Source organism: Streptomyces sp. NPDC048172 (assembly GCF_043202595.1).
Lineage (GTDB): Bacteria > Actinomycetota > Actinomycetes > Streptomycetales > Streptomycetaceae > Streptomyces.
In genome coordinates, this window is record NZ_JBIDAT010000008.1 from 326,248 (window position 1) to 345,977 (window position 19,730).

16 protein-coding genes are annotated in these 19,730 nt (G+C 72.2%); 5 read left to right on the top strand and 11 right to left on the bottom strand.

Translation table 11 applies throughout. From position 1 onward, the window contains the following. The first annotated feature begins 60 nt into the window (after positions 1-60). Positions 61-1,179 (top strand): glycerate kinase, encoded by a 1,119-nt coding sequence (locus ACGF3A_RS33310; RefSeq protein WP_393734153.1) that lies wholly within the window; start codon positions 61-63, stop codon positions 1,177-1,179. Positions 1,180-1,384: 205 nt separating this feature from the next. Here ACGF3A_RS33310 and ACGF3A_RS33315 read toward each other — a convergent pair whose 3' ends face one another. The 3 genes from ACGF3A_RS33315 to ACGF3A_RS33325 all read right to left on the bottom strand — a co-directional run bounded on the left by ACGF3A_RS33315 (position 1,385) and on the right by ACGF3A_RS33325 (position 4,031). Beyond that, positions 1,385-2,614 (bottom strand): NAD(P)/FAD-dependent oxidoreductase, encoded by a 1,230-nt coding sequence (locus tag ACGF3A_RS33315; protein ID WP_393734154.1) that lies wholly within the window; start codon positions 2,612-2,614, stop codon positions 1,385-1,387. After that, positions 2,614-2,940 (bottom strand): 2Fe-2S iron-sulfur cluster-binding protein, encoded by a 327-nt coding sequence (locus ACGF3A_RS33320; protein WP_393734155.1) that lies wholly within the window; start codon positions 2,938-2,940, stop codon positions 2,614-2,616. Before ACGF3A_RS33320 ends, ACGF3A_RS33315 begins: the two co-directional genes overlap by 1 nt. Positions 2,941-3,107: 167 nt before the next feature. Next, positions 3,108-4,031: a LysR family transcriptional regulator gene (locus tag ACGF3A_RS33325; RefSeq protein WP_393734156.1), complete on the bottom strand. Its 924-nt coding sequence runs from the start codon at positions 4,029-4,031 to the stop codon at positions 3,108-3,110. 210 nt (positions 4,032-4,241) lie between these two features. On the opposite strand from ACGF3A_RS33325, the gene ACGF3A_RS33330 reads away from it, so the two are divergent. The 4 genes from ACGF3A_RS33330 to cydC are packed head-to-tail and all read left to right on the top strand — an operon-like array spanning position 4,242 to position 10,351. Beyond that, positions 4,242-5,537 carry a cytochrome ubiquinol oxidase subunit I gene (locus ACGF3A_RS33330; protein ID WP_393734157.1) on the top strand — a complete coding sequence of 432 codons (1,296 nt, stop codon included), beginning with the start codon at positions 4,242-4,244 and terminating at the stop codon, positions 5,535-5,537. Between the two features lie 16 nt (positions 5,538-5,553). Further along, positions 5,554-6,576: a cytochrome d ubiquinol oxidase subunit II gene (gene cydB / locus ACGF3A_RS33335; protein ID WP_393734158.1), complete on the top strand. Its 1,023-nt coding sequence runs from the start codon at positions 5,554-5,556 to the stop codon at positions 6,574-6,576. A gap of 11 nt (positions 6,577-6,587) precedes the next feature. Continuing rightward, complete coding sequence (locus ACGF3A_RS33340; protein ID WP_393734159.1) at positions 6,588-8,699, top strand: ATP-binding cassette domain-containing protein; 2,112 nt, start codon at positions 6,588-6,590, stop codon at positions 8,697-8,699. Then, on the top strand, positions 8,696-10,351 hold the full coding sequence (gene cydC / locus ACGF3A_RS33345; protein WP_393734160.1) for a thiol reductant ABC exporter subunit CydC: 1,656 nt from the start codon (positions 8,696-8,698) through the stop codon (positions 10,349-10,351). The genes ACGF3A_RS33340 and cydC overlap by 4 nt, the downstream gene beginning before the upstream one ends. Positions 10,352-10,669: 318 nt before the next feature. On the opposite strand, the gene pssA is transcribed toward cydC, so the two are convergent. The 8 genes from pssA to ACGF3A_RS33385 form a co-directional block, all read right to left on the bottom strand. Continuing rightward, positions 10,670-11,539: a CDP-diacylglycerol--serine O-phosphatidyltransferase gene (gene pssA, locus ACGF3A_RS33350; protein ID WP_393734161.1), complete on the bottom strand. Its 870-nt coding sequence runs from the start codon at positions 11,537-11,539 to the stop codon at positions 10,670-10,672. Beyond that, a complete protein-coding gene (locus ACGF3A_RS33355; protein ID WP_393734162.1) occupies positions 11,526-12,188 on the bottom strand; it encodes a phosphatidylserine decarboxylase in 663 nt (220 codons plus the stop codon). The genes pssA and ACGF3A_RS33355 overlap by 14 nt, the downstream gene beginning before the upstream one ends. Positions 12,189-12,371: 183 nt before the next feature. Next, positions 12,372-13,577 (bottom strand): acyl-CoA dehydrogenase family protein, encoded by a 1,206-nt coding sequence (locus ACGF3A_RS33360; RefSeq protein ID WP_393734163.1) that lies wholly within the window; start codon positions 13,575-13,577, stop codon positions 12,372-12,374. 1 nt (position 13,578) lies between these two features. Then, positions 13,579-14,091 (bottom strand): MaoC family dehydratase, encoded by a 513-nt coding sequence (locus ACGF3A_RS33365; RefSeq protein WP_393734164.1) that lies wholly within the window; start codon positions 14,089-14,091, stop codon positions 13,579-13,581. 2 nt (positions 14,092-14,093) lie between these two features. Further along, positions 14,094-15,056, bottom strand: coding sequence for an HpcH/HpaI aldolase/citrate lyase family protein (locus ACGF3A_RS33370; protein ID WP_393734165.1), 963 nt, complete (start codon positions 15,054-15,056; stop codon positions 14,094-14,096). Further along, positions 15,053-17,107 (bottom strand): protein meaA, encoded by a 2,055-nt coding sequence (locus ACGF3A_RS33375; RefSeq protein ID WP_393734166.1) that lies wholly within the window; start codon positions 17,105-17,107, stop codon positions 15,053-15,055. The genes ACGF3A_RS33370 and ACGF3A_RS33375 overlap by 4 nt, the downstream gene beginning before the upstream one ends. After that, positions 17,107-18,444 carry a crotonyl-CoA carboxylase/reductase gene (ccrA, locus tag ACGF3A_RS33380; protein ID WP_393734167.1) on the bottom strand — a complete coding sequence of 446 codons (1,338 nt, stop codon included), beginning with the start codon at positions 18,442-18,444 and terminating at the stop codon, positions 17,107-17,109. The genes ACGF3A_RS33375 and ccrA overlap by 1 nt, the downstream gene beginning before the upstream one ends. Before the next feature lie 480 nt (positions 18,445-18,924). Further along, positions 18,925-19,704 carry a TetR family transcriptional regulator gene (locus ACGF3A_RS33385; protein ID WP_393734168.1) on the bottom strand — a complete coding sequence of 260 codons (780 nt, stop codon included), beginning with the start codon at positions 19,702-19,704 and terminating at the stop codon, positions 18,925-18,927. Between the last annotated feature and the right edge of the window lie 26 nt (positions 19,705-19,730).

The following is a 19,730-nucleotide window of genomic DNA, read 5'->3' on the forward strand; positions in this document are numbered from 1 at the left end:
TAGGGTCTCTCACCGGCGCGACTGCCTGTTCGAACGTAAGAGAAACCCAGGGGCAGATACATGACTACGACGGCGCGCGTGCTGATCGCCGCGGACAAGTTCAAGGGATCGCTGACGGCCGTCGAGGTCGCCGAGCGCGTCACGGCCGGGATCCGCGCGGTGCGCGCGGACACCGGGATCGAGGCGGTCCCCGTCGCCGACGGCGGTGACGGCACCGTCGCCGCCGCCGTCGCCAACGGCTTCGAGCGCCGCGAGGCGGAGGTCACCGGGCCGCTCGGCGCCCCGGTCACCGCGGCGTACGCGCTCCGCGACGGCACGGCCGTCGTCGAGATGGCGGAGGCCGCGGGCCTCCAGCACCTCCCACCGGGTGTCTTCGCGCCCCTGACCGCCACCACGTACGGCGTCGGCGAGCTGCTGCTGGCCGCCGTCGAGGCGGGCGCGCGCGGCATCATCTTCGGCGTCGGCGGCTCCGCGACGACCGACGGCGGCGCGGGCATGCTCGCCGCGCTCGGTGCCCAGCTGCTCGACGAGGACGGCGACCCCGTGCCGCACGGCGGCGGCCCCCTGCGCGAGCTGGCGACCGCCGACCTCTCCGGGCTCGACGCGCGCCTCGCCGACGTCGACGTGGTGCTCGCCAGCGACGTCGACAACCCGCTGACCGGGCCGAAGGGCGCCGCCGCCGTCTACGGCCCGCAGAAGGGCGCGAGCGAACAGGACGTCGACGTCCTCGACACCGGCCTGCGGCACTTCGCCGAGATCCTGGGCGAGACGGAACGCGCCGACTCCCCCGGAGCCGGGGCCGCGGGCGGCATCGGCTTCGCCGCGCTCGTGGGCCTGAAGGCCCGCTTCCGGCCCGGCATCGAGGTCCTCATGGAGGAGCTGTCCGTCGCCGAGGCCATCGCCCGCGCCGACCTCGTCGTCACGGGCGAGGGCTCGCTCGACGAGCAGACCCTGCACGGCAAGGCCCCCGCGGGCGTCGCGGCGGCGGCCCGCGAGGCGGGCAAGCCGGTCGTCGCGGTCTGCGGGCGCCTGGCGATCGGCAAGAAGGACCTGAAGGCCGCGGGCATCGCACAGGCGTACGCCCTCACGGACCTCGAACCGGACGTCTCCCGCTGCATCGCCGAGGCGGGGCCCCTTCTGGAAAAGCTCGCCGCGAAACTCGCCGAGGACCACCTCTGACCTGTGCGGCACCTTGACGCCGGGTACGTCCTGCCCCTGTCCGTGCTTCGTGGACTGCGGCTGCGCTGTGGCTGGTCGCGCAGTTCCCCGCGCCCCTGAAACCGCCCCTTCGGGGCGAGCTTCGGGGCGCCCCGAAGGGGCGCGGGGAACTGCGCGAGCAACCACGACGCACCCGCGGACCGCGACGCACAGGGCGGGGCACCCCCTACACGGTCGCCCTCTCCCTCGCGTGCCCCTTCAGCGTGAAGCCCGGGGCCATGGCCTCGTCCGGCGTGAGGGAAGGCGGGGCGGCGGCGAGGAGGCGGCGGGCCGCCATGTGGTCGCCGGGGCGGTTGACGGACTCGACGGCGAGGAGGTCCGGGCCCCGGAAGAGGAGCACGGAGAAGGCGCCCGAGGGCTCCTCGCCGAGCGGCACTTCCGTGTCGTGGCCCCCGCCGAGCCCGGCGATCTGCACCGTCGAGTCGAACTGCCCGCTCCAGAACCAGGGGAGCCCGGCATACGGGGTCTCCACGCCGGAGGCCACGTACTCGGCCTGGGCGAGAGCGTTGGGCACCGATTCGAGGCGTACGGGAACGCCCGTACGGGGATCGGGGTACGCCGCGCAGTCGCCGATCGCCGAGACCGCCGGGTCGGCGGTGCGCAGCCGGGCGTCGACGGTCACGCCGTCCGTGACGGCGAGCCCGGCCTCACGGGCCAGCCCGGTACGCGGGGTCACCCCGACGGCGACCAGCACCAGATCGGCGGGGAGCGCCGCCCCGTCGTCCAGTTCGACGGAGGCCACGCGGCCCCCGCGCCCGTGGAGGCCCCGCACGCGCCGCCCGTACAGCAGCTCCGTCCCCCGTTCCCGGTGCAGCCGGGCGACGTGCGCCGCCGTACGGGCTCCCGCGACGCGGGACAGGGGCCGGTCCAGGGCCTCGACGACCGTCACCCGGCGTCCCGTCGCGCGGAAGGCCGCCGCGCACTCCAGCCCGAGGTAGCCCGCGCCGATCACGACGACGCGGTCCGCTTCCGCCAGGTCCGCGCGGATCGCCCGCGCGTCGGCGAGGGTGCGGAGGGCGTGGACGCCGCGCAGCTCCACGCCGGGCACGGGCGGGACGCGGGGCGTGGAGCCGGTGGCCAGGATCAGGCGGTCGTAGGCGTACGTACGGCCGTCCGCGAGGTGGACGGCGCGCTCCGCGCGGCCGAGGTCCGTCACGGCGCCGTGGACCAGCTCGATCGCGTGCCGCGCGTAGTGCGCGGGAGGGCGCGGCCACAGCTCGTTCTCGGGCACGCTGCCCGTGAGGAACGCCTTGGAGAGCGGCGGCCGTTCGTACGGCACCGGGGACGCGGTCTCCTCGCCGACGAGCACGACGCGCCCTGAGTGGCCGTGCGCGCGCAGGGCGGTGGCGGCCTGCTGACCGGCCTGCCCGGCGCCGACGACGACAACGGCGGCCATCAGATCTGCCGTTCCGGGAGGCGGACGACGAGCCCGTCGAGGGCCTCGGTCACCCGGAGCTGGCAGCTCAGCCTGCTGCCGGGCTCACGCGGGCAGGCCGTGAAGTCGAGCATCTCGTCCTCGTCGGAGCGCGGCGGCTCCAGCTCGGCGGTGCTCTCCGGGGCGACGTACACGTGGCACGTGGCGCACTGGAGGTTGCCGCCGCACCGGGCGACGATGCCGTCCACGTCGTTCGTGACGGCGCCGCGCATCACGCTGGTGCCGAGGGGGAGGTCGAGGGTGGTGCGGGCGGACTCGTCCGCCGGGACATAGGTGATCTTCGGCATCGCAGTGCTCCTGAGTCGGATCCGCGCGGAGGGCAGGACGCCCTCGCGGCACGGCCGTCGGGCACGCGACTCCCTTGGCCAGTGGTTGGCAGTGCCGGGGAGCGTAACAGAACTCCCCGGCCCGGAGCCGCTCCTGGCCACTCCTCGCCGCTCCTGGCCGCTCCTGGTCACTCCTGCTCGGTGCCGAGGCCCGGGAACCGGTGCGTCATGAACGGACGGCTGGTGGTGAACTCGCGGAAGCGGAGGGCCGCTTCGGACAGGTGCGCGCCCTGCCGCCAGACCAGCTTCAGCACGCGGTGGCAGTCCGCCGCGTCGACGTGCGTCCAGGCGACCGACGGGTGCATGCCGTCCCGTGCGCCGACCAGCCGGGACATGGCCGGGATCAGGCCGATGCCGAGGCCCGCGCTGATCAGGTGCTGGGTGGCGGCGGGTTCGTCGCCCTCGCAGGACACCGTGAGGGTGCGCTCCTCGGCGGCGAACAGCCGCTCCAGCAGCTCCCGTTGCCAGTGCCCGGGGCGGGTGACGACGAAGGACTCGTCCGCGATCTCGGCGATCGTCACGCTCTCGCGCCGCGCCAGCCGGTGCCCGAGCGGCATGGCGAGCAGCACCTCCTCGCGGGCCAGTTCGACGGAGTCCAGGTCCTCGCCCCGCAGCGCCTGCGAGGCGACGCAGAAGTCCACCTCGCGCGCCCGCAGCCGGCGCTCCATCTCCTGCGCGTCCGCCTGGAAGAGCCGCACGTCGGCGCGGGGGAAGACGGCGCGGAAGCTCGCCAGGAGACCGGCGATCGTCAGCAGGGTCTCGCTCGCGACCGAGACCCGGCCCAGGCCGCCGCCCCGCGCCTCGCGCAGCGCCATGCGCCCGTCGTCCAGCTCGCTCAGGGCGCGCTCGACGTGGCGCAGGAAGACCGCCCCGTACGGGTTGAGCTGGATCCTGCGGCCCTCGCGGTCGAAGAGCGGCGTGCCCAGCTCGTCCTCCAGCCGCGCGATGGTGCGGCTGACCGACGGCTGGGAGACGTGCAGTTCGGCGGCGGCCCGGCTGATGTGCTCGTAGCGCGCGACCGTACGGAAATAGCGCAGCTGCAGAAGATCCATTTCCCGCCCCCGCCTCCTCTTATGCCTGCCGAGTAATGAACTCATGGCGAAATTGGCCTTGGAAAGCATAAGCCGGTTCTCTCTACGGTCGCTGCGGGGCCCGCCGCACGGGCCGGGGCGGCACCGGGCCGCCCACGGTCCGCACACGCGAGCGGCGGCGCCCCCTCCCACCTCCCGCAGCACGAATCGCAGCACGAAGAAAGGCCGACCATGGGCCCTACGGATCTGGCCCGGCTTCAGTTCGCGGGCACCACCGCCATCCACTGGCTGTTCGTGATCCTCACCATGGGGCTCGTCCCGCTCGTGGCGGTCCTGCACACCCGGGCCGCCCTCACCCGTGACCCCGCCAAGAAAGCCGTCCTCGAACGGGCGACGCGCTTCTGGGGACAGCTCTATGTCATCAACTACGCGGTCGGCATCGTCACAGGCCTCGTCATGGAGTTCCAGTTCGGGCTGAGCTGGAGCGGGCTGAGCGCGTTCGCGGGCAACGTCTTCGGCGCCCCGCTGGCGCTGGAGACCCTCATCGCCTTCTTCGCCGAGTCCACGTTCCTCGGCATGTGGATCTTCGGCTGGAGCCGCCTCCGCGCCGGTGTCCACGTCACGCTCATCTGGCTGGTCGCCCTGACCGCGTACGCCTCCGCGTACTGGATCCTCGTCGCCAACGGCTTCATGCAGCACCCCGTCGGCCACGAGGTCCGCGAAGGGACCGCGTACCTGACCGACTTCGGGGCGCTGCTCACCAACTCCAGCGCCCTGATGGCCCTCTTCCACCTCTCGCTCGGCGCGCTGACGACGGGCGGCGTCTTCGTCGCCGGGATCAGCGCCTACCACTTCGCCCGGGGCACCGAGGAGACCTCGCTGTTCCGCACCTCGCTGCGGCTGGGGCTGTGGGTGGCGATGATCGCCTCCTTCTTCGTCGTGGTCGTCGGAGACCTCCAGATCCCCATCCTGGAGCGGACCCAGCCCATGAAGGCGGCGGTCCTGGAGGGCAGCGGCGTCGCCGAGGCGCAGGCCCGGCTCGTCGCGGAGCACGGACCGGGGGACTACGTGCCCTGGCAGGGCACGATGCGCTTCTCGATGGACGCGATGACGCTCATCGGCAACACCGTCTCCACGATCACCTTCCTCGCCGTCATCCTGCTCTGGAAGGACCGGCTGGTGCGCTGGCGCCCCCTCGCCTGGCTGATGACGGCGATGATCCCGTTCCCCTTCCTCGCCTCCGTGGGCGGCTGGGTCGTGCGGGAGGTCGGACGCCAGCCCTGGCTCGTCTACGGCGAACTCACGGTCGACGACGCGGTCTCGCACGTGAGCACGACGGCGTTCGCCGTCTCCTGCACGGTCTTCCTCGCCGTCTTCGTCGCCCTCGCGGCGGTGAACTGGACGCTGATCACCCGCTTCGTCCGCCGCGGCCCGGACGCCGTCCAGCTCGGCGCGACCGACCCGCTCCCGCTCCCGCTCCCCGACGACGAGGCCGGCGGACGGCCCCTCGACACGGCCGTTCTCTGAGAGGCAGGCGAACGACATGACGACCCTGGAAACCGTCTGGCTGGCCCTCCTCGGCCTGCTCCTCGCCGGGTACTTCGTGCTCGGCGGCTACGACTACGGCGTCCAGATGCTCGGCCCCCGCCTCGACGGCACGGCGCCCCGGGGCGGACGTGACACGGTGGCCGCGATGGGGCCGTTCTTCCTCGGCAACGAGGTCTGGCTGGTCGCCTTCGCGGGCGTGATGTTCGGCGCGTTCCCGCACCTGGAGGGCCACCTGCTGTCGGGCCTCTACCCGCTGTTCGTGGCCATCCTGCTCGGCCTGGTCCTCGGCGGAGCCGCCGTACAGCTGCGCGGCAGATCGCACGGGGCGAGAGGGGCCCGGCTCTGGGACGCACTGCTCGTCCTCGGCGGTGCGCTGCCCGCGCTGTGCTGGGGCCTCGTCCTCGGGCTGCTGACGCGTGGGGTCCCGCGCCGCGACGACGGCTCCTTCCACGTAGGCCCCGCCGAAGTCCTCCACCCCTACGTCCTGGCCTGCGGCCTCACCGCCGTGCTGCTCTTCGCCGCGCACGGCGCCACGTTCCTGGCCCTGCGCGGCGGACCCGGGCCCGCCCTCGCCGACCGGGCCCGCCGTACGGCCCGTACGCTGCTGCGCGCCACGGCCGTGGCCACGGCCGTCCCCCCGCTGCTGACCCTCGCGGGCGCGGGCGCCTCGCTCACGCACCCCGGCGCCGCCGCCGTCCTCCTCGCCCTGTTCGCCGTCGCGCTGGCCGCAGCGCGGTGGGCGCTGGCCGGGCGGGGCGCGTACGGGCGCGCGTTCGCGGCGAGCAGCTGCGCGGCGCTGCTGCCGGTGCCGCTGCTGGGCGCCGGACAGTACCCGTACGTGCTGGCCGCGCGCGGCGGGGGAGGGATCACCGTCGGCGACGCCGCGGCGGACGAGGTCACCCTCAGGACGCTGCTCGCCTTCGGCGTGGTGCTCGTCCCGGTGATCCTCGCCTACCAGACCTGGAGCTGGTGGGTCTTCCGGGGCCGCACCGGACTCCGCCACCCCCGCTACTTCTGAGGCGGCACCGGATGCGACCCGTCGAGCGCCGCCTGCTGCGCGAACTGCCCGTACTCCGACGTCACCTCGCCCGTTCCGGGGTGCTGGCCCTGCTGACGGCGGCCATGATCGTCGCCCAGGCCGACCTGCTGGCCACCGTCCTCGCGAACGGCTTCGCGGGGCGGCCGGGGGAGGCAGACAACGCACTCCCCACCCTCTCCGCCCTCTCCGCCGTCATGGCGTCGCGCGCGCTCCTGGCCTGGGCGCGCACCGCGCTGGCCCGGCGCGCGGCGGCCGAGGCCAAACGGCTGCTGCGGGCACGCCTCACGCACCGCGCGGGCGCGGCAGCGCGACGCCACGGCGAGACCGCCACCCTCCTCACCCGCGGCCTCGACGCGCTGGACCCGTACATCACCGGCGCGCTGCCCGCGCGTGTCGCCGCCGTGGCCGTACCGCTCGTGGTCGTCGTACGCATCGCCGTCGCCGACCCGGTCTCAGCGCTGATCATCGTGGTGACGCTGCCGCTGATCCCCGTCTTCGGCGCGCTGGTCGGCGCGCACACCGCGCGCCGTACGGCCCGGCAGTGGCGCCTGCTGGCGCGGCTCGGAGGCCACTTCCTCGACGCCCTCGCCGGGCTGCCCACGCTGCGCGCCTTCGGCCGCGAACGGCACCAGGCCCACGTCGTACGCGACATGGCCGAGGCCCACCGCCACGCGACCGTCCGCACGCTCCGGGTCGCCTTCCTCTCCGCCCTCGTCCTGGAAACGGCCGCCACGCTCTCCGTCGCCCTGGTCGCGGTCCCCATGGGCCTCCGCCTCCTCGACGGCGACGCGACCCTGCGCACGGCCCTGCTCGTCCTCTTCCTCGCCCCCGAGGCCTACCTCCCACTCCGCGCCGCGGGCGCGGCATTCCACGACGCCGCGGAGGGCCTCGCGGCAGCGGACCGCACCTTCACCACCCTCGACGAGCCACCACCCTCACGTGCCGGCGGCATGGGGCCCTCCGGCCTGGAGCCCCTCACCTCGGGGACTCCCGGTATGGAGGCTTCCGGCCCGGGGGCTCCCGCTCCCGGGTCCCTTACCTCGGGGTGTCCCGTCTCGGGTGCTCCTGGTACGGGGACTCTTGGCGCGGGGAGCCCCGCCCCGGGGCACGTCGCCCTGGGGAGCCCTGCCTCGGGTACTGCTGGCATGGAGGGCTCCGGCCCGGAGCCCGTCACCTCGGGGGTTCGCATTCCGGGGACTCCCGACCTGGGGGCTCTCGGCCTGAGGACTGCCGCCCCCGGGGCCCTCGGCCCGAGGTGTCCCGTCTCGGGTACTCCCGCTCCGGGGGACGTCGCCCCGGAAAGTCGCGGTCCAGGGGGCTCCGCCCCGGGGGACGTCGCCCCGGGAAGTCGCGGCCCGGGGGCCTCTGCCCCAGAATCTCGCGCCCAAGGGGCCCCTGCCCCGGGGCGCCCCGCCCCCGCCACCCTCGCCCTGGAGGCCGTCACCGTCCGGTTCCCCGGGCGTGCCGTCCCTGCCCTGGACCGCGTCACTCTCGACGTACGTCCCGGCGAGCACGTCGCCGTGGTCGGGCCCAGTGGGGCGGGGAAGTCGACGCTGCTCGCGCTGCTGCTCGGGTTCGTGTCGCCGGAGACGGGGACCGTGCGCGTCGGTGGCACCGACCTCGCCGAGATCGATCTCGACGCCTGGCGCTCCCAGGTGGCGTGGGTGCCGCAGCGGCCGCATCTCTTCGCGGCGACCGTCGCCGACAACATCCGTCTCGGCCGCCCGGACGCCACCGACGCGGAGGTACGGGAGGCCGCGCGGGCGGCCGCCGCGGACGGTTTCATCGGCCGTCTCCCGCAGGGCTACGCCACCCCGCTCGGTGAGAACGGCACCGGCCTCTCCACCGGCCAGCGCCAGCGGCTCGCCCTGGCCCGTGCCTTCCTCCGCGACGCGCCCCTGCTCCTCCTCGACGAACCCACGGCGCACCTCGACCCCCGCCACGAGGCCGAGGTCACCGAGGCGACGGCCCGCCTGATGCGCGGCCGTACGTGCCTCGTCGTGGCCCACCGCCCCTCGTTCCTCCCCCATGCGCACCGTACGGTCACTCTCCGCGACGGCGCGCTCGTGGAGACCGTCACGCACTCAGGAGCCCGCCCGTGAGTCCCCTCGTACTGATCCTCCGGTGGCTCGTTCCGTATCGGCGGCGGCTGCTCCCCGGCCTGCTGGCCTCCGTCGGGGGCGAGGCCGCGGCCGTCGCGCTGATGGGGACGGCCGCCTGGCTCATCACGCGGGCGGCCCAGCAGCCCGCGCTCCCGGCGGTCGCCGTCGCGATCGTCGCCGTACGGGCCCTCGCGCTGGGGCGGGGACTGCTGCGGTACGGGGACCGGCTGCTCGGCCACGACGCGGTCCTGCGCGCCGTCGCCGGGGTCCGTACGCGGGTCTACGAGGCGCTGGTGCCGCTCGCCCCGGGCGGCGCCGCCGCCTTCCGGAGCGGGGACCTCCTGACGCGGCTCGTGGACGACGTCGACGCCGTGCAGGACCTGCTGCTGCGGGTGCTGATGCCCGCGACGACGGCGTTCGCGGTCGCGGCGGGCACCACAGGCGCCGCCGCCCTCCTGCTGCCGGAGGCCGGGCTCGTGCTCGGGCCCGCGCTGGCCGTCGCCGGGCTGCTGGTGCCCTGCGCGGTCCTCGTCCGCTCCGGTCGGGACGGGGGCGACGGGGGCGCCGCGAAGGAGGCCCGCGCCGAGCTGGCGGCGGTCTCCGTCGACCTCACGCGCGGCGCCGCGGACCTCGCGGCGTACGGCGCCGAAAATCGGGTGCGCGCCCGGGCGTGTCGCGCGGGCGACCACCTCGCCGCGCTGGAGCGCCGCGAGGCGCTCACCACGGGCCTCGCCACGGCCGCCGTACTGCTGCTCCAGGGCGCCGCCACCGTCGGCGTGACCGCCCTGGGCCTGCGCGCGCACGCCTCCGGCGACCTGCCCGCCACGTCGCTCACGGTGCTGGCGGTGCTCGCCCTCGTCGCCTTCGAGCCCGTGGCGGCGCTGCCCGGCGCCGCGCGCCGCCTCGCGGACGTACGCGCGAGCGCCCGCCGCCTCGCCGCCGTCCTCGACACGCCCGCGCCCGTCACCGAGCCCCGTGACCCGGCCCCGGCCCCGGCCCCGTCCCGCAGTGCTCTCGCGCTGGAGGTCAGCGGCCTCCGCGTACGGCACGACCCCGCTCGGCCGCCCGCGCTCGACGGCCTGGACCTCCGCCTCCCGCCCGGCCGCCGCGTCGCGCTGACCGGTCCGAGCGGCGCGGGGAAGTCGACGCTGCTGGCCGTACTCATGCGGTTCGTCGAGTACGAGGCGGGGAGCGTGCGGCTCGGGGGCCGTGAGCTGCGGGAGTACGACGGCGCGGACGTACGCCGGGCCGTCACCGGCCTGACCCAGGACGCCCACGTCTTCCACGCCGACCTCCGGGCCAACCTCCTCCTCGCCCGCCCCGACGCGACGCACGAGCAGCTGCGGGAGGCGGCGCGGCAAGCCCGGCTGCTGGAGTGGATCGAGTCGCTCCCCGAGGGCTGGGAGACGGTGCCGGGCGAGGACGGCGCGGCCCTCTCCGGCGGCCAGCGCCGCCGTCTCCTCCTCGCCCGCGCCCTCCTCGCGGACCCGCCCGTCCTCGTCCTCGATGAGCCGACGGAGGGCCTGGACCCCGACACGGCGGACGCCGTCCTCGCGGACGTCCTGGACGCCACACGGGGCCGCACGACGCTCCTGGCCACCCACCACCCGGCGGCCCTCTCCGCCGTGGACGAGGTCGTCCGGCTCACGTAACGGGCCCCGTCTGGGGCGCGAGACACTGCTCCGGCCAGCAGAGGCGCCCCGTCAGGGGCGCGGGGAACTGCGCGCCCAGCCACAGCGCAGCCGCGGCCCGCGAAGCACAGCCCGGGGCACCCCGGGCGCGGCTCTTGCACTCGGGGCACCCGGCATAGGGGGCTGCGCTTGCCAGCCCTGCGCCTCGGCGCCGACCTCCCAAGCGCAGCGGGAGAAGCGGGGGCCTGCCCCGTCAGGGCACTGGGCGTGGCCTCAGATTTGGTCGGGAACGGGAAAGGGCCCACCGGGGAGATCCGGTGGGCCCTTTTCAGAAGGGGATCAGCCCTGGGCGGCGGCCCGGGCCTCGCGGCGGTTGTCGCGGAAGGCATAGACACGGCGCGCGGTGGCGAAGAGCGGGATGACCGCGCCCAGCACGACCTGGAGCGCGCACCCGGTCTGGAGCAGCAGCTCACCGCCGGGCGCGTCGAACGCCCACGCCGCCAGCAGGCCCATGCTCAGCACGATCCAGCCCAGCATGGCGACCGCGAGCCGTCCGCGCGGCTTCGGGTACTCCACGCGGCTCGCCATCAGCCACGCGACGCCCACGATCGCGATGACGGTCGGCACGAACGGCAGCTCCAGCAGCACGATCGAGACAACCGTCAGGGCCCCGAAGGGGCTGGGCATCCCCTGGAAGATGCCGTCACGCAACGTCACGCAGGAGAATCTCGCAAGCCGCAGCACCACCGCCAGCAACACGATGACCGCGGCGGCGACGCCGACCCGCTGGTGCGCGTCGTTGGCGACCATCCCCCAGACGACCACGAAGTACGCGGGCGCCAGCCCGAAGCTGATCAGGTCCGAGAGATTGTCCAGCTCGGCCCCCATCGCGGAGCTGCGCAGCTTGCGCGCCACGAGCCCGTCGAAGAGGTCGAAGACGGAGGCCAGCAGCATCAGCACGACGGCGGTCGCGGCGCTGTGCCGCGCCATGCCGCCGTCCTCGCTGCCGGTGAGGTGCGGGATCAGCACGCCGGTCGTCGTGAAGTAGACCGCCATGAAGCCGCACGTGGCGTTGCCCAGCGTCAGCGTGTCCGCTATCGACAGCCGCGTGGACAGCGGCATCTCGTCCGTGGCGTCGTCCGGGTCGCCCGTGTCGGCGTCGCTCTCGGGGACCCAGGCGGCCTGGGTGTCGGGATCAATCACGGTCAAGGCGAGTCACCCCCGCTGTCGTGGCCTGGCCGACCTCCACGGCGGGTTCGATTCCCTCGGGGAGGTAGAGGTCCACACGGGAGCCGAACCTGATCAGCCCGATGCGCTCGCCCTGCTCGACCTTGGTGCCCTGCGGAACGTAAGGAACGATGCGCCGCGCCACCGCGCCGGCGATCTGGACCATCTCGATGTCGCCCAGCTCCGTGTCGAAGTGCCAGACGACGCGCTCGTTGTTCTCGCTCTCCTTGTTGAACGCCGGAACGAACCCGCCGGGGATGTGCTCGACGGAGTCGACCGTGCCCAGCAGAGGGGCGCGGTTGACATGAACGTTCAACGGGCTCATGAAGATCGCGACGCGGGTGCGGCCGTCCTTCCACGGCATGATGCTCTGCACCACGCCGTCCGCGGGGGAGATCACCCGTCCCTGGGTGATCTCGCGCTCCGGGTCGCGGAAGAACCACAGCATGCCCGCCGCGAGCGCGGTGGCGGGCACGGCGACCGCGGCGGCGCGCCCGGACCGGCGGGCCCGGGCAAGGCTGACGGCGGCGGTGGCCACCGTCGGCAGCAGCCACGGCGATGCTCCGCGGGCGAGCCGGACTCGACCGCCCGGTGTGGAGCCGCTGGGTGCAGAGGATGGGCTGTGGGGCATGAATGACCTTCGTAGCGGAGGGAGCCGCGTAGGTTGACAGGGGGACGGCGGCCTTCCCGGGATGCTATCGGTTTCTGATGGCAACTGGGCAAGCCAGAGGGCCAGTCAGTGTCCGAAGTCCCAGTTCGGGGTGTGATCTTGATCCCCAAGAAAACACCCCGAAAAGGACATTCGGCCCTGGTGTCAACCCTGCGGGCGGTACTCCTCCAGCAGGCGCCGGCCCACGATCATTTTCTGGATCTCGGCGGTTCCTTCGCCGATCAAGAGCATCGGCGCCTCGCGGTAGAGCCGCTCGATCTCGTATTCCTTACTGAAACCGTACCCGCCGTGGATGCGGAAGGCGTCCTCCACGACCTCCTTGCAGTACTCGGAGGCGAGATATTTCGCCATTCCGGCTTCCAGGTCGTTGCGTTGACCGGAATCCTTCTTGCGGGCGGCGCCCACCATCAGCGCGTGCGCCGCCTCGACCTTTGTGGCCATCTCGGCGAGCTTGAACTGAATGGCCTGGTGCTTGGCGATCGGCTTTCCGAAGGTATGCCGTTGCTGTGCGTAATCAATACCCAGCTCGAACGCACGCTGCGCGACGCCGCAGCCACGCGCCGCGACATTCACGCGGCCGACCTCGACGCCGTCCATCATCTGGTAGAAACCGCGGCCGGTCTCTCCGCCGAGCACCCGGTCGGCGGGGACGCGGAGGCCGTCCATGATGAGTTCGGTCGTGTCGACGCCCTTGTATCCCATTTTGTCGATCTTGCCGGGGATCGTGAGACCCGGCCTGACCTCGCCGAATCCTGGCTCTTTCTCGACCAGGAACGTGGTCATCGACTTATGCGGAGCGGTACCCTCCGGGTGCCCCTCGTCCGTACGGCACAGGACCGCCACGAGTGTGGAGGAACCGCCGTTCGTCAGCCACATCTTCTGGCCGTCGAGCACGAACTCCTCGCCGTCCCGCACGCCCTTGGACGTGATGGCCGAAACGTCTGATCCCAGGCCCGGCTCCGACATCGAGAACGCGCCACGGACCTCGCCCGTCGCCATCCGCGGCAGGAAGTGGTCCCGCTGCTCCTGCGTGCCGTGCTGCTTGAGCATGTACGCCACGATGAAGTGCGTGTTGATGATGCCCGACACGCTCATCCAGCCGCGGGCGATCTCCTCCACGCAGAGCGCGTAGGTGAGCAGGGACTCACCCAGCCCGCCGTACTCCTCGGGAATCATCAGCCCGAAGAGACCCAACTCCTTGAGACCCTCGACGATCTCCGTCGGGTACTCGTCCCTGTGCTCCAGTTCCGTGGCGACCGGGAGTATCTCCTTGTCGACGAAACTCCGCACCGTGGAGAGGATTTCCCGCTGGATCTCCGTCAGGCCCTCGGTCTGCGCGAGACGTCCCATCTCACTTCTCCTTCTCGCGGAGTGCCGGACGGCCGGGCTGCTCGCCGCCGCGCTCCTTGATGTACGCCTCGGTCGGCACCATCACCTTCCGGCGGAAGACGCAGACGAGGGTGCCGTCCTGCTTGTAGCCCTTGGTCTCGACGTGCACGATCCCGCGGTCGTTCTTCGACTTCGAGGGAACCTTGTCCAGGACCGTCGTCTCGCCGTAGAGCGTGTCGCCGTGGAAGGTCGGCGCCACGTGCTTCAGCGACTCGATCTCCAGATTCGCGATCGCCTTCCCGGAGACGTCGGGAACGGACATGCCGAGGAGCAGCGAGTAGATGTAGTTCCCCACCACCACGTTCTTTCCGAAGTCGGTCGTCGACTCCGCGTAGTTCGCGTCCATGTGCAGCGGGTGGTGATTCATGGTGAGCAGGCAGAAGAGGTGGTCGTCGTACTCGGTGACCGTCTTTCCGGGCCAGTGCTTGTACACGTCCCCGACGGTGAACTCTTCGTAAGTGCGGCCGAACTGCATGATCACGCCTCCGGAGGGGTGAAGGAGGTCGTCCGGGTCATGCCCGCCGCGCGGCCCTTGCCCGAGACGACCAGGGCCATCTTGCGGCTGGCCTCGTCGATCATCTCGTCGCCGAGCATCGCGGAGCCCTTCTTGCCGCCCGCCTCGGAGGTGTAGTACGCGTACGCGTCGAGGATCAGCTCGGCGTGGTCGTAGTCCTCCTGCGAGGGCGAGAAGACCTCGTTCGCGGCCTCGACCTGGCCCGGGTGGAGCACCCACTTGCCGTCGAAGCCGAGCGCGGCGGCGCGGCCCGCGACCGCGCGGAAGCCGTCCACGTTCTTGATCTGGAGGTAGGGGCCGTCGATCGCCTGGAGGTCGTTGGCGCGCGCCGCCATCAGGATCTTCATCAGGATGTAGTGGTACGCGTCGGCCGGGTAGCCCGGCGGCTGCTCGCCGACGACCAGGGACTTCATGTTGATGGACGCCATGAAGTCGGCCGGGCCGAAGATGATGGTCTCGATGCGCGGGGAGGCCGCCGCGATCTCGTTGACGTTCTCCAGGCCGCGCGCGTTCTCGATCTGCGCCTCGATGCCGATCTTCCCGACCTCGAAGCCCATCGTCTTCTCGATCTGGGTCAGCAGCAGGTCCAGCGCCACGACCTGGTCCGCCGTCTGCACCTTGGGCAGCATGATGCAGTCCAGGTTCGGGCCCGCGCCCTCGACGACGGTGACGACGTCGCGGTACGTCCACTCGGTGGTCCAGTCGTTGACCCGCACCACGCGCGTCTTGCCGGTCCAGTCGCCCTCGTTGAGGAACTTCACGATGGTGTGCCGCGCGTCGGGCTTCGCGAGCGGCGCGCACGCGTCCTCCAGGTCCAGGAAGACCTGGTCGGCGGGGAGGCCCTGGGCCTTCTCCAGGAACCGCGGGTTGCTGCCGGGCACGGCCAGGCAGGAACGGCGCGGACGAAGGCGATTCACCTCGGTCATGCGGGGACCTCCACAGGGGTGTACGAGTCGAGCTGGGTGGAACGGCGGATCTCGTCGACGATACGGCCGATGATCTCCGTGATGCCGAAGTCCTTCGGGGTGAAGACGGCGGCGACTCCGGCCTCGCGCAGAGCCCGCGCGTCGGCGGACGGGATGATGCCGCCCACGATGACGGGCATGTCCTCGGCCCCGGCGGCACGCAGCCGGGCCAGGACGTCGGGCACGAGCTCGGCGTGCGAGCCGGAGAGGATGGAGAGGCCCACGCAGTGCACGTCCTCGGCGACGGCCGCCGCGACGATCTCCTCGGGCGTGAGCCTGATGCCCTGGTAGACGACCTCGAAGCCCGCGTCGCGGGCACGGACGGCGATCTGCTCGGCGCCGTTGCTGTGCCCGTCCAGGCCGGGCTTGCCGACGAGCAGCCGCAGCTTGCCGCCGCCGAGGTCCTCCGCCGTACGGGCGACCTTCGCGCGGACGGCCGCGAGCGCGGAGCCCTCCTCGGCGGTCACGGCCACGGGGGCGCTGCTCACGCCCGTAGGGGCGCGGAACTCGCCGAAGACCTCGCGCAGCGCGCCCGCCCACTCGCCGGTGGTCACGCCCGTACGGGCGCACTCCAGCGTGGCCTCCATCAGGTTCTCGTCGGTCGCCGCGGCGTCCTTGAGCTGCTGGAGGGCCTGCGCGGCGCTCGGGTGCAGCGCGGGGTCGCGGGTGCCCTCGCGCCAGAACGGCTCGTCGCGCGTCTCGCGCCAGCGGCCGATCGCCTCGACGGTCGCGGCCTCGCCCGCCGGGTCGACCGTCATGATCGCGGTGTCGAGGTCGGCGGTGAGGGGGCTCGGCTCGGTCGACTCGAAGCAGTTGACGCCGATGATCTTCTCCTCGCCGGACTCGATACGGGCCCGGCGTTCCGCGTGCGAGGAGACGAGCTGCGACTTGAGGTAGCCGGACTCGACGGCGGCCATCGCGCCGCCCATCTCCTCGATCCGCGCCATCTCGGCCATCACCTCGCCGACCAGCTCGTCGACCTTCTTCTCCACGACGTGCGAGCCGGCGAACAGGTCGTCGTACTCCAGCAGGTCGCTCTCGTGCGCGAGCACCTGCTGGATACGGAGCGACCACTGCTGGTCCCAGGGACGGGGGAGGCCCAGCGCCTCGTTCCACGCCGGGAGCTGCACGGCGCGCGCCCGCGCGTCCTTGGAGAGGGTGACCGCCAGCATCTCCAGCACGATGCGCTGGACGTTGTTCTCCGGCTGGGCCTCGGTGAGGCCGAGCGAGTTGACCTGCACGCCGTAGCGGAACCGGCGCTGCTTGGGGTCGGTGATGCCGTAACGCTCGCTCGTCACGGTGTCCCAGATGCGGGTGAACGCTCGCATCTTGCACATCTCCTCGACGAAGCGGACGCCCGCGTTCACGAAGAACGAGATGCGCGCGACGACCTTCCCGAACTCCTCCGGCGGCACCTGCCCGCTGTCCCGCACCGCGTCCAGCACCGCGATGGCGGTGGACATGGCGTACGAGATCTCCTGGACCGGCGTGGCACCGGCCTCCTGGAGGTGGTAGCTGCAGATGTTGACCGGGTTCCACTTGGGGATGTGCGCGACGGTGTACGCGATCATGTCCGTCGTCAGCCGGAGGCTCGGCCCCGGCGGGAAGACGTGCGTCCCCCGGGACAGGTACTCCTTGACGATGTCGTTCTGCGTCGTCCCCTGCAGCTCCGCGATGTCCGCGCCCTGCTCCTCGGCGACCACCTGGTAGAGGGCCAGGAGCCACATGGCGGTGGCGTTGATGGTCATCGAGGTGTTCATCCGGTCCAGCGGGATGCCTTCGAACAGCCGTCGCATGTCACCCAGGTGGGAGACCGGCACGCCCACCCGGCCGACCTCGCCGCGCGCGAGCACGTGGTCGGGGTCGTAGCCGGTCTGGGTGGGCAGGTCGAAGGCGACGGACAGCCCCGTCTGCCCTTTCTCCAGGTTGCGGCGGTAGAGCGCGTTGGACGCCTCGGCCGTGGAGTGCCCGGCGTACGTCCGCATCAGCCACGGACGGTCCTTGTCGGCCATCAGACGTTCCGGAACCTGTTGATGGCCTCCAGGTGCTGGTCCCGCTTCTCCTGGTCGCGCACGCCGAGCCCCTCCTCGGGGGAGAGCGCGAGCACGCCGACCTTGCCCTGGTGGAGGTTGCGGTGCACGTCGTAGGCGGCCTGGCCGGTCTCCTCCAGGTGGTACGTCTTGGAGAGCGTCGGGTGGATCTTGCCCTTGGCGATCAGGCGGTTGGCCTCCCACGCCTCGCGGTAGTTGGCGAAGTGCGAGCCGACGATCCGCTTGAGCGACATCCACAGGTAGCGGTTGTCGTACGTGTGCTCGTACCCGGAGGTCGAGGCGCAGGTGACGATCGTGCCGCCCTTGCGTGTGACGTAGACGGAGGCGCCGAAGGTCTCGCGGCCCGGGTGCTCGAAGACGATGTCCACGTCCTCGCCGCCGGTCAGCTCGCGGATGCGCTTGCCGAAGCGCTTCCACTCACGCGGGTCCTGGTGGTGCTCGTCCTTCCAGAAGCGGTAGTCCTCGGCCTTCCGGTCGATGATCGCCGTGGCGCCCATCTTCCGGCAGATCTCGGCCTTGTCCTCGCTGGAGACGACGCAGATCGGGTTGGCGCCGCCCGCGAGCGCGAACTGCGTGGCGTACGAGCCGAGTCCGCCGCTCGCGCCCCAGATCAGCACGTTGTCGCCCTGCTTCATGCCCGCGCCGTTGCGCGAGACGAGCTGGCGGTACGCGGTGGAGTTGACCAGCCCGGGAGCCGCCGCCTCCTCCCAGCTCAGGTGGTCCGGCTTGGGCATGAGCTGGTTGGACTTGACGAGCGCGATCTCGGCGAGGCCGCCGAAGTTGGTCTCGAAGCCCCAGATGCGCTGCTCGGGGTCGAGCATCGTGTCGTTGTGCCCGTCGGCGGACTCCAGCTCGACGGAGAGGCAGTGCGCCACGACCTCGTCGCCGGGCTTCCAGGAGTTGACCCCGGCGCCGGTACGGAGCACGACGCCCGCGAGGTCGGAGCCGATGACGTGGTACGGCAGGTCGTGCCGCTTGGTGAGCGGGGAGAGGCGTCCGTACCGCTCCAGGAATGCGAAGGTGGAGAGCGGCTCGAAGATCGAGGTCCACACCGAGTTGTAGTTCACGGAGGAGGCCATGACGGCCACCAGGGCCTCGCCAGGGCCGAGTTCGGGGACCGGCACGTCGTCGAGGTGCAGCGACTTGCGCGGGTCCTTGTCCCTGGTCTCCAGCCCCGCGAACATGTCGGCCTCGTCCTTGTGGACGGTGACGGCGCGGTAGCTCTCGGGGAGGGGGAGGGCGGCGAAGTCCTCGGGCGGTGTGTCGGACGCGAGGATCGCGTCGAGGATCTCGTTCACGGAATGCCTCCGGCGAAGCGCGGTGTGAGGGAAGGACCCTTGAAGGGACGTCGGGTGTGAGGCCGTGCCGTCGGTTCGGCGAGTGCGGTGCGCTGTGGTGCGCTGCCGCGCGGGTGTGCGCGGAATTGGCGGGTGTGCCTGTGCGTGCTGTGCGTGCCTCTGCTGTGCCTGTGACGCAGGCGTCCGGGCAGCGCGGGGTTTGGCCCGCGGGGACACCGCCCTGGACTGACTTCACCGTATGACACGCAGTGCCAGTCGACAAGACACCCGGTGCCAAAATTCTCAGTTGTCCGGATCACTTCTCATCTGAGCGATGATCGATCATCGCAGGTCAGGATGAGGATGCGCCCCGAAGGGGCGCGGGGAACTGCGCGAGCGACCACGACGAGTGCGGCGGCCTGCCGGGCACCGCACGCGGCAGCCCCTGTCCAGCCGTACCGGAGTGGGTACGTCGGACAGGGGCTGAGGGAGAGGGGGCGGTCAGGTCCTTTCGAGGGCGCGCTCGATCGTCGCCATGATCTCGGGGAGCGGCGTGTCCGTACGGGTCACCGTCACCAGGACCTCGCCCGAACGCTCCGTCTCCGCAGGCGCCGGCCGCGACGGCCGGTTCGCGCCGAAGCCCGTACCGAACGTCCGCCGTACGATCGCGAACGCGTGGTCCAGCTGGCCCTCGACGTCGCCGATCCCGCCCCCGCGCAGCCAGCGCCGCAGCACATGGTTGTGCGCGGTCACGACCGCCGACGCGGCGACCTCGGCGAGCAGCGGGTCGTCGTCGCCGTCGCGGTGGGCCGCCTCGTCGAAGTGGCCCAGCAGATAGCGGGTGAACAGGCGCTCGTAGCGCGCCACCGAGGCGATCTCGCGCTCGCGCAGCGCGGGCACCTCACGCGTCAGCTTGTACCGCTCCACGCTGCCCTTCGGGCTGGACGCGTACATCTTCATGACCTCTTTGATGCCGCGGCACACCGTGTCGAGCGGGTTCTCGTGCGGCGGCGCGGCCTCCAGTACGGCCTGGGCGCGCACCAGCGTCTCGTCGTGGTCCGGGAAGATCGCCTCTTCCTTGGAGCGGAAGTGCCGGAAGAAGGTGCGGCGGGCGACACCGGCCGCCGCCGCGATCTCATCCACCGTCGTCGCCTCGTAACCCTTCGTGGCGAACAGCTCCGTCGCCGCTGCCGCCAACTCGCGCCGCATCTTGAGACGCTGGGAGGCTGCGGCATTCGTACGAGAGGCGGTCGTACGGGAGTTCTTCGAGGGCTCTGGCATGTGGTGAACGCTACATGCTGTGACGG

Coding starts and splice junctions, on each gene's coding strand:
- ACGF3A_RS33360 (WP_393734163.1), bottom strand. CDS start 13,577: ATGGGACGTCTCGCGCAGACCGAGGGCCTGACGGAGATCCAGCGGGAA.
- ACGF3A_RS33375 (WP_393734166.1), bottom strand. CDS start 17,107: ATGGCCGACAAGGACCGTCCGTGGCTGATGCGGACGTACGCCGGGCAC.
- ACGF3A_RS33320 (WP_393734155.1), bottom strand. CDS start 2,940: ATGCCGAAGATCACCTATGTCCCGGCGGACGAGTCCGCCCGCACCACC.
- ACGF3A_RS33370 (WP_393734165.1), bottom strand. CDS start 15,056: ATGACCGAGGTGAATCGCCTTCGTCCGCGCCGTTCCTGCCTGGCCGTG.
- ACGF3A_RS33315 (WP_393734154.1), bottom strand. CDS start 2,614: ATGGCCGCCGTTGTCGTCGTCGGCGCCGGGCAGGCCGGTCAGCAGGCC.
- ACGF3A_RS33365 (WP_393734164.1), bottom strand. CDS start 14,091: ATGCAGTTCGGCCGCACTTACGAAGAGTTCACCGTCGGGGACGTGTAC.
- ACGF3A_RS33310 (WP_393734153.1), top strand. CDS start 61: ATGACTACGACGGCGCGCGTGCTGATCGCCGCGGACAAGTTCAAGGGA.
- cydB (WP_393734158.1), top strand. CDS start 5,554: ATGACGACCCTGGAAACCGTCTGGCTGGCCCTCCTCGGCCTGCTCCTC.
- ACGF3A_RS33340 (WP_393734159.1), top strand. CDS start 6,588: ATGCGACCCGTCGAGCGCCGCCTGCTGCGCGAACTGCCCGTACTCCGA.
- ACGF3A_RS33330 (WP_393734157.1), top strand. CDS start 4,242: ATGGGCCCTACGGATCTGGCCCGGCTTCAGTTCGCGGGCACCACCGCC.
- ACGF3A_RS33355 (WP_393734162.1), bottom strand. CDS start 12,188: ATGCCCCACAGCCCATCCTCTGCACCCAGCGGCTCCACACCGGGCGGT.
- ACGF3A_RS33385 (WP_393734168.1), bottom strand. CDS start 19,704: ATGCCAGAGCCCTCGAAGAACTCCCGTACGACCGCCTCTCGTACGAAT.
- ACGF3A_RS33325 (WP_393734156.1), bottom strand. CDS start 4,031: ATGGATCTTCTGCAGCTGCGCTATTTCCGTACGGTCGCGCGCTACGAG.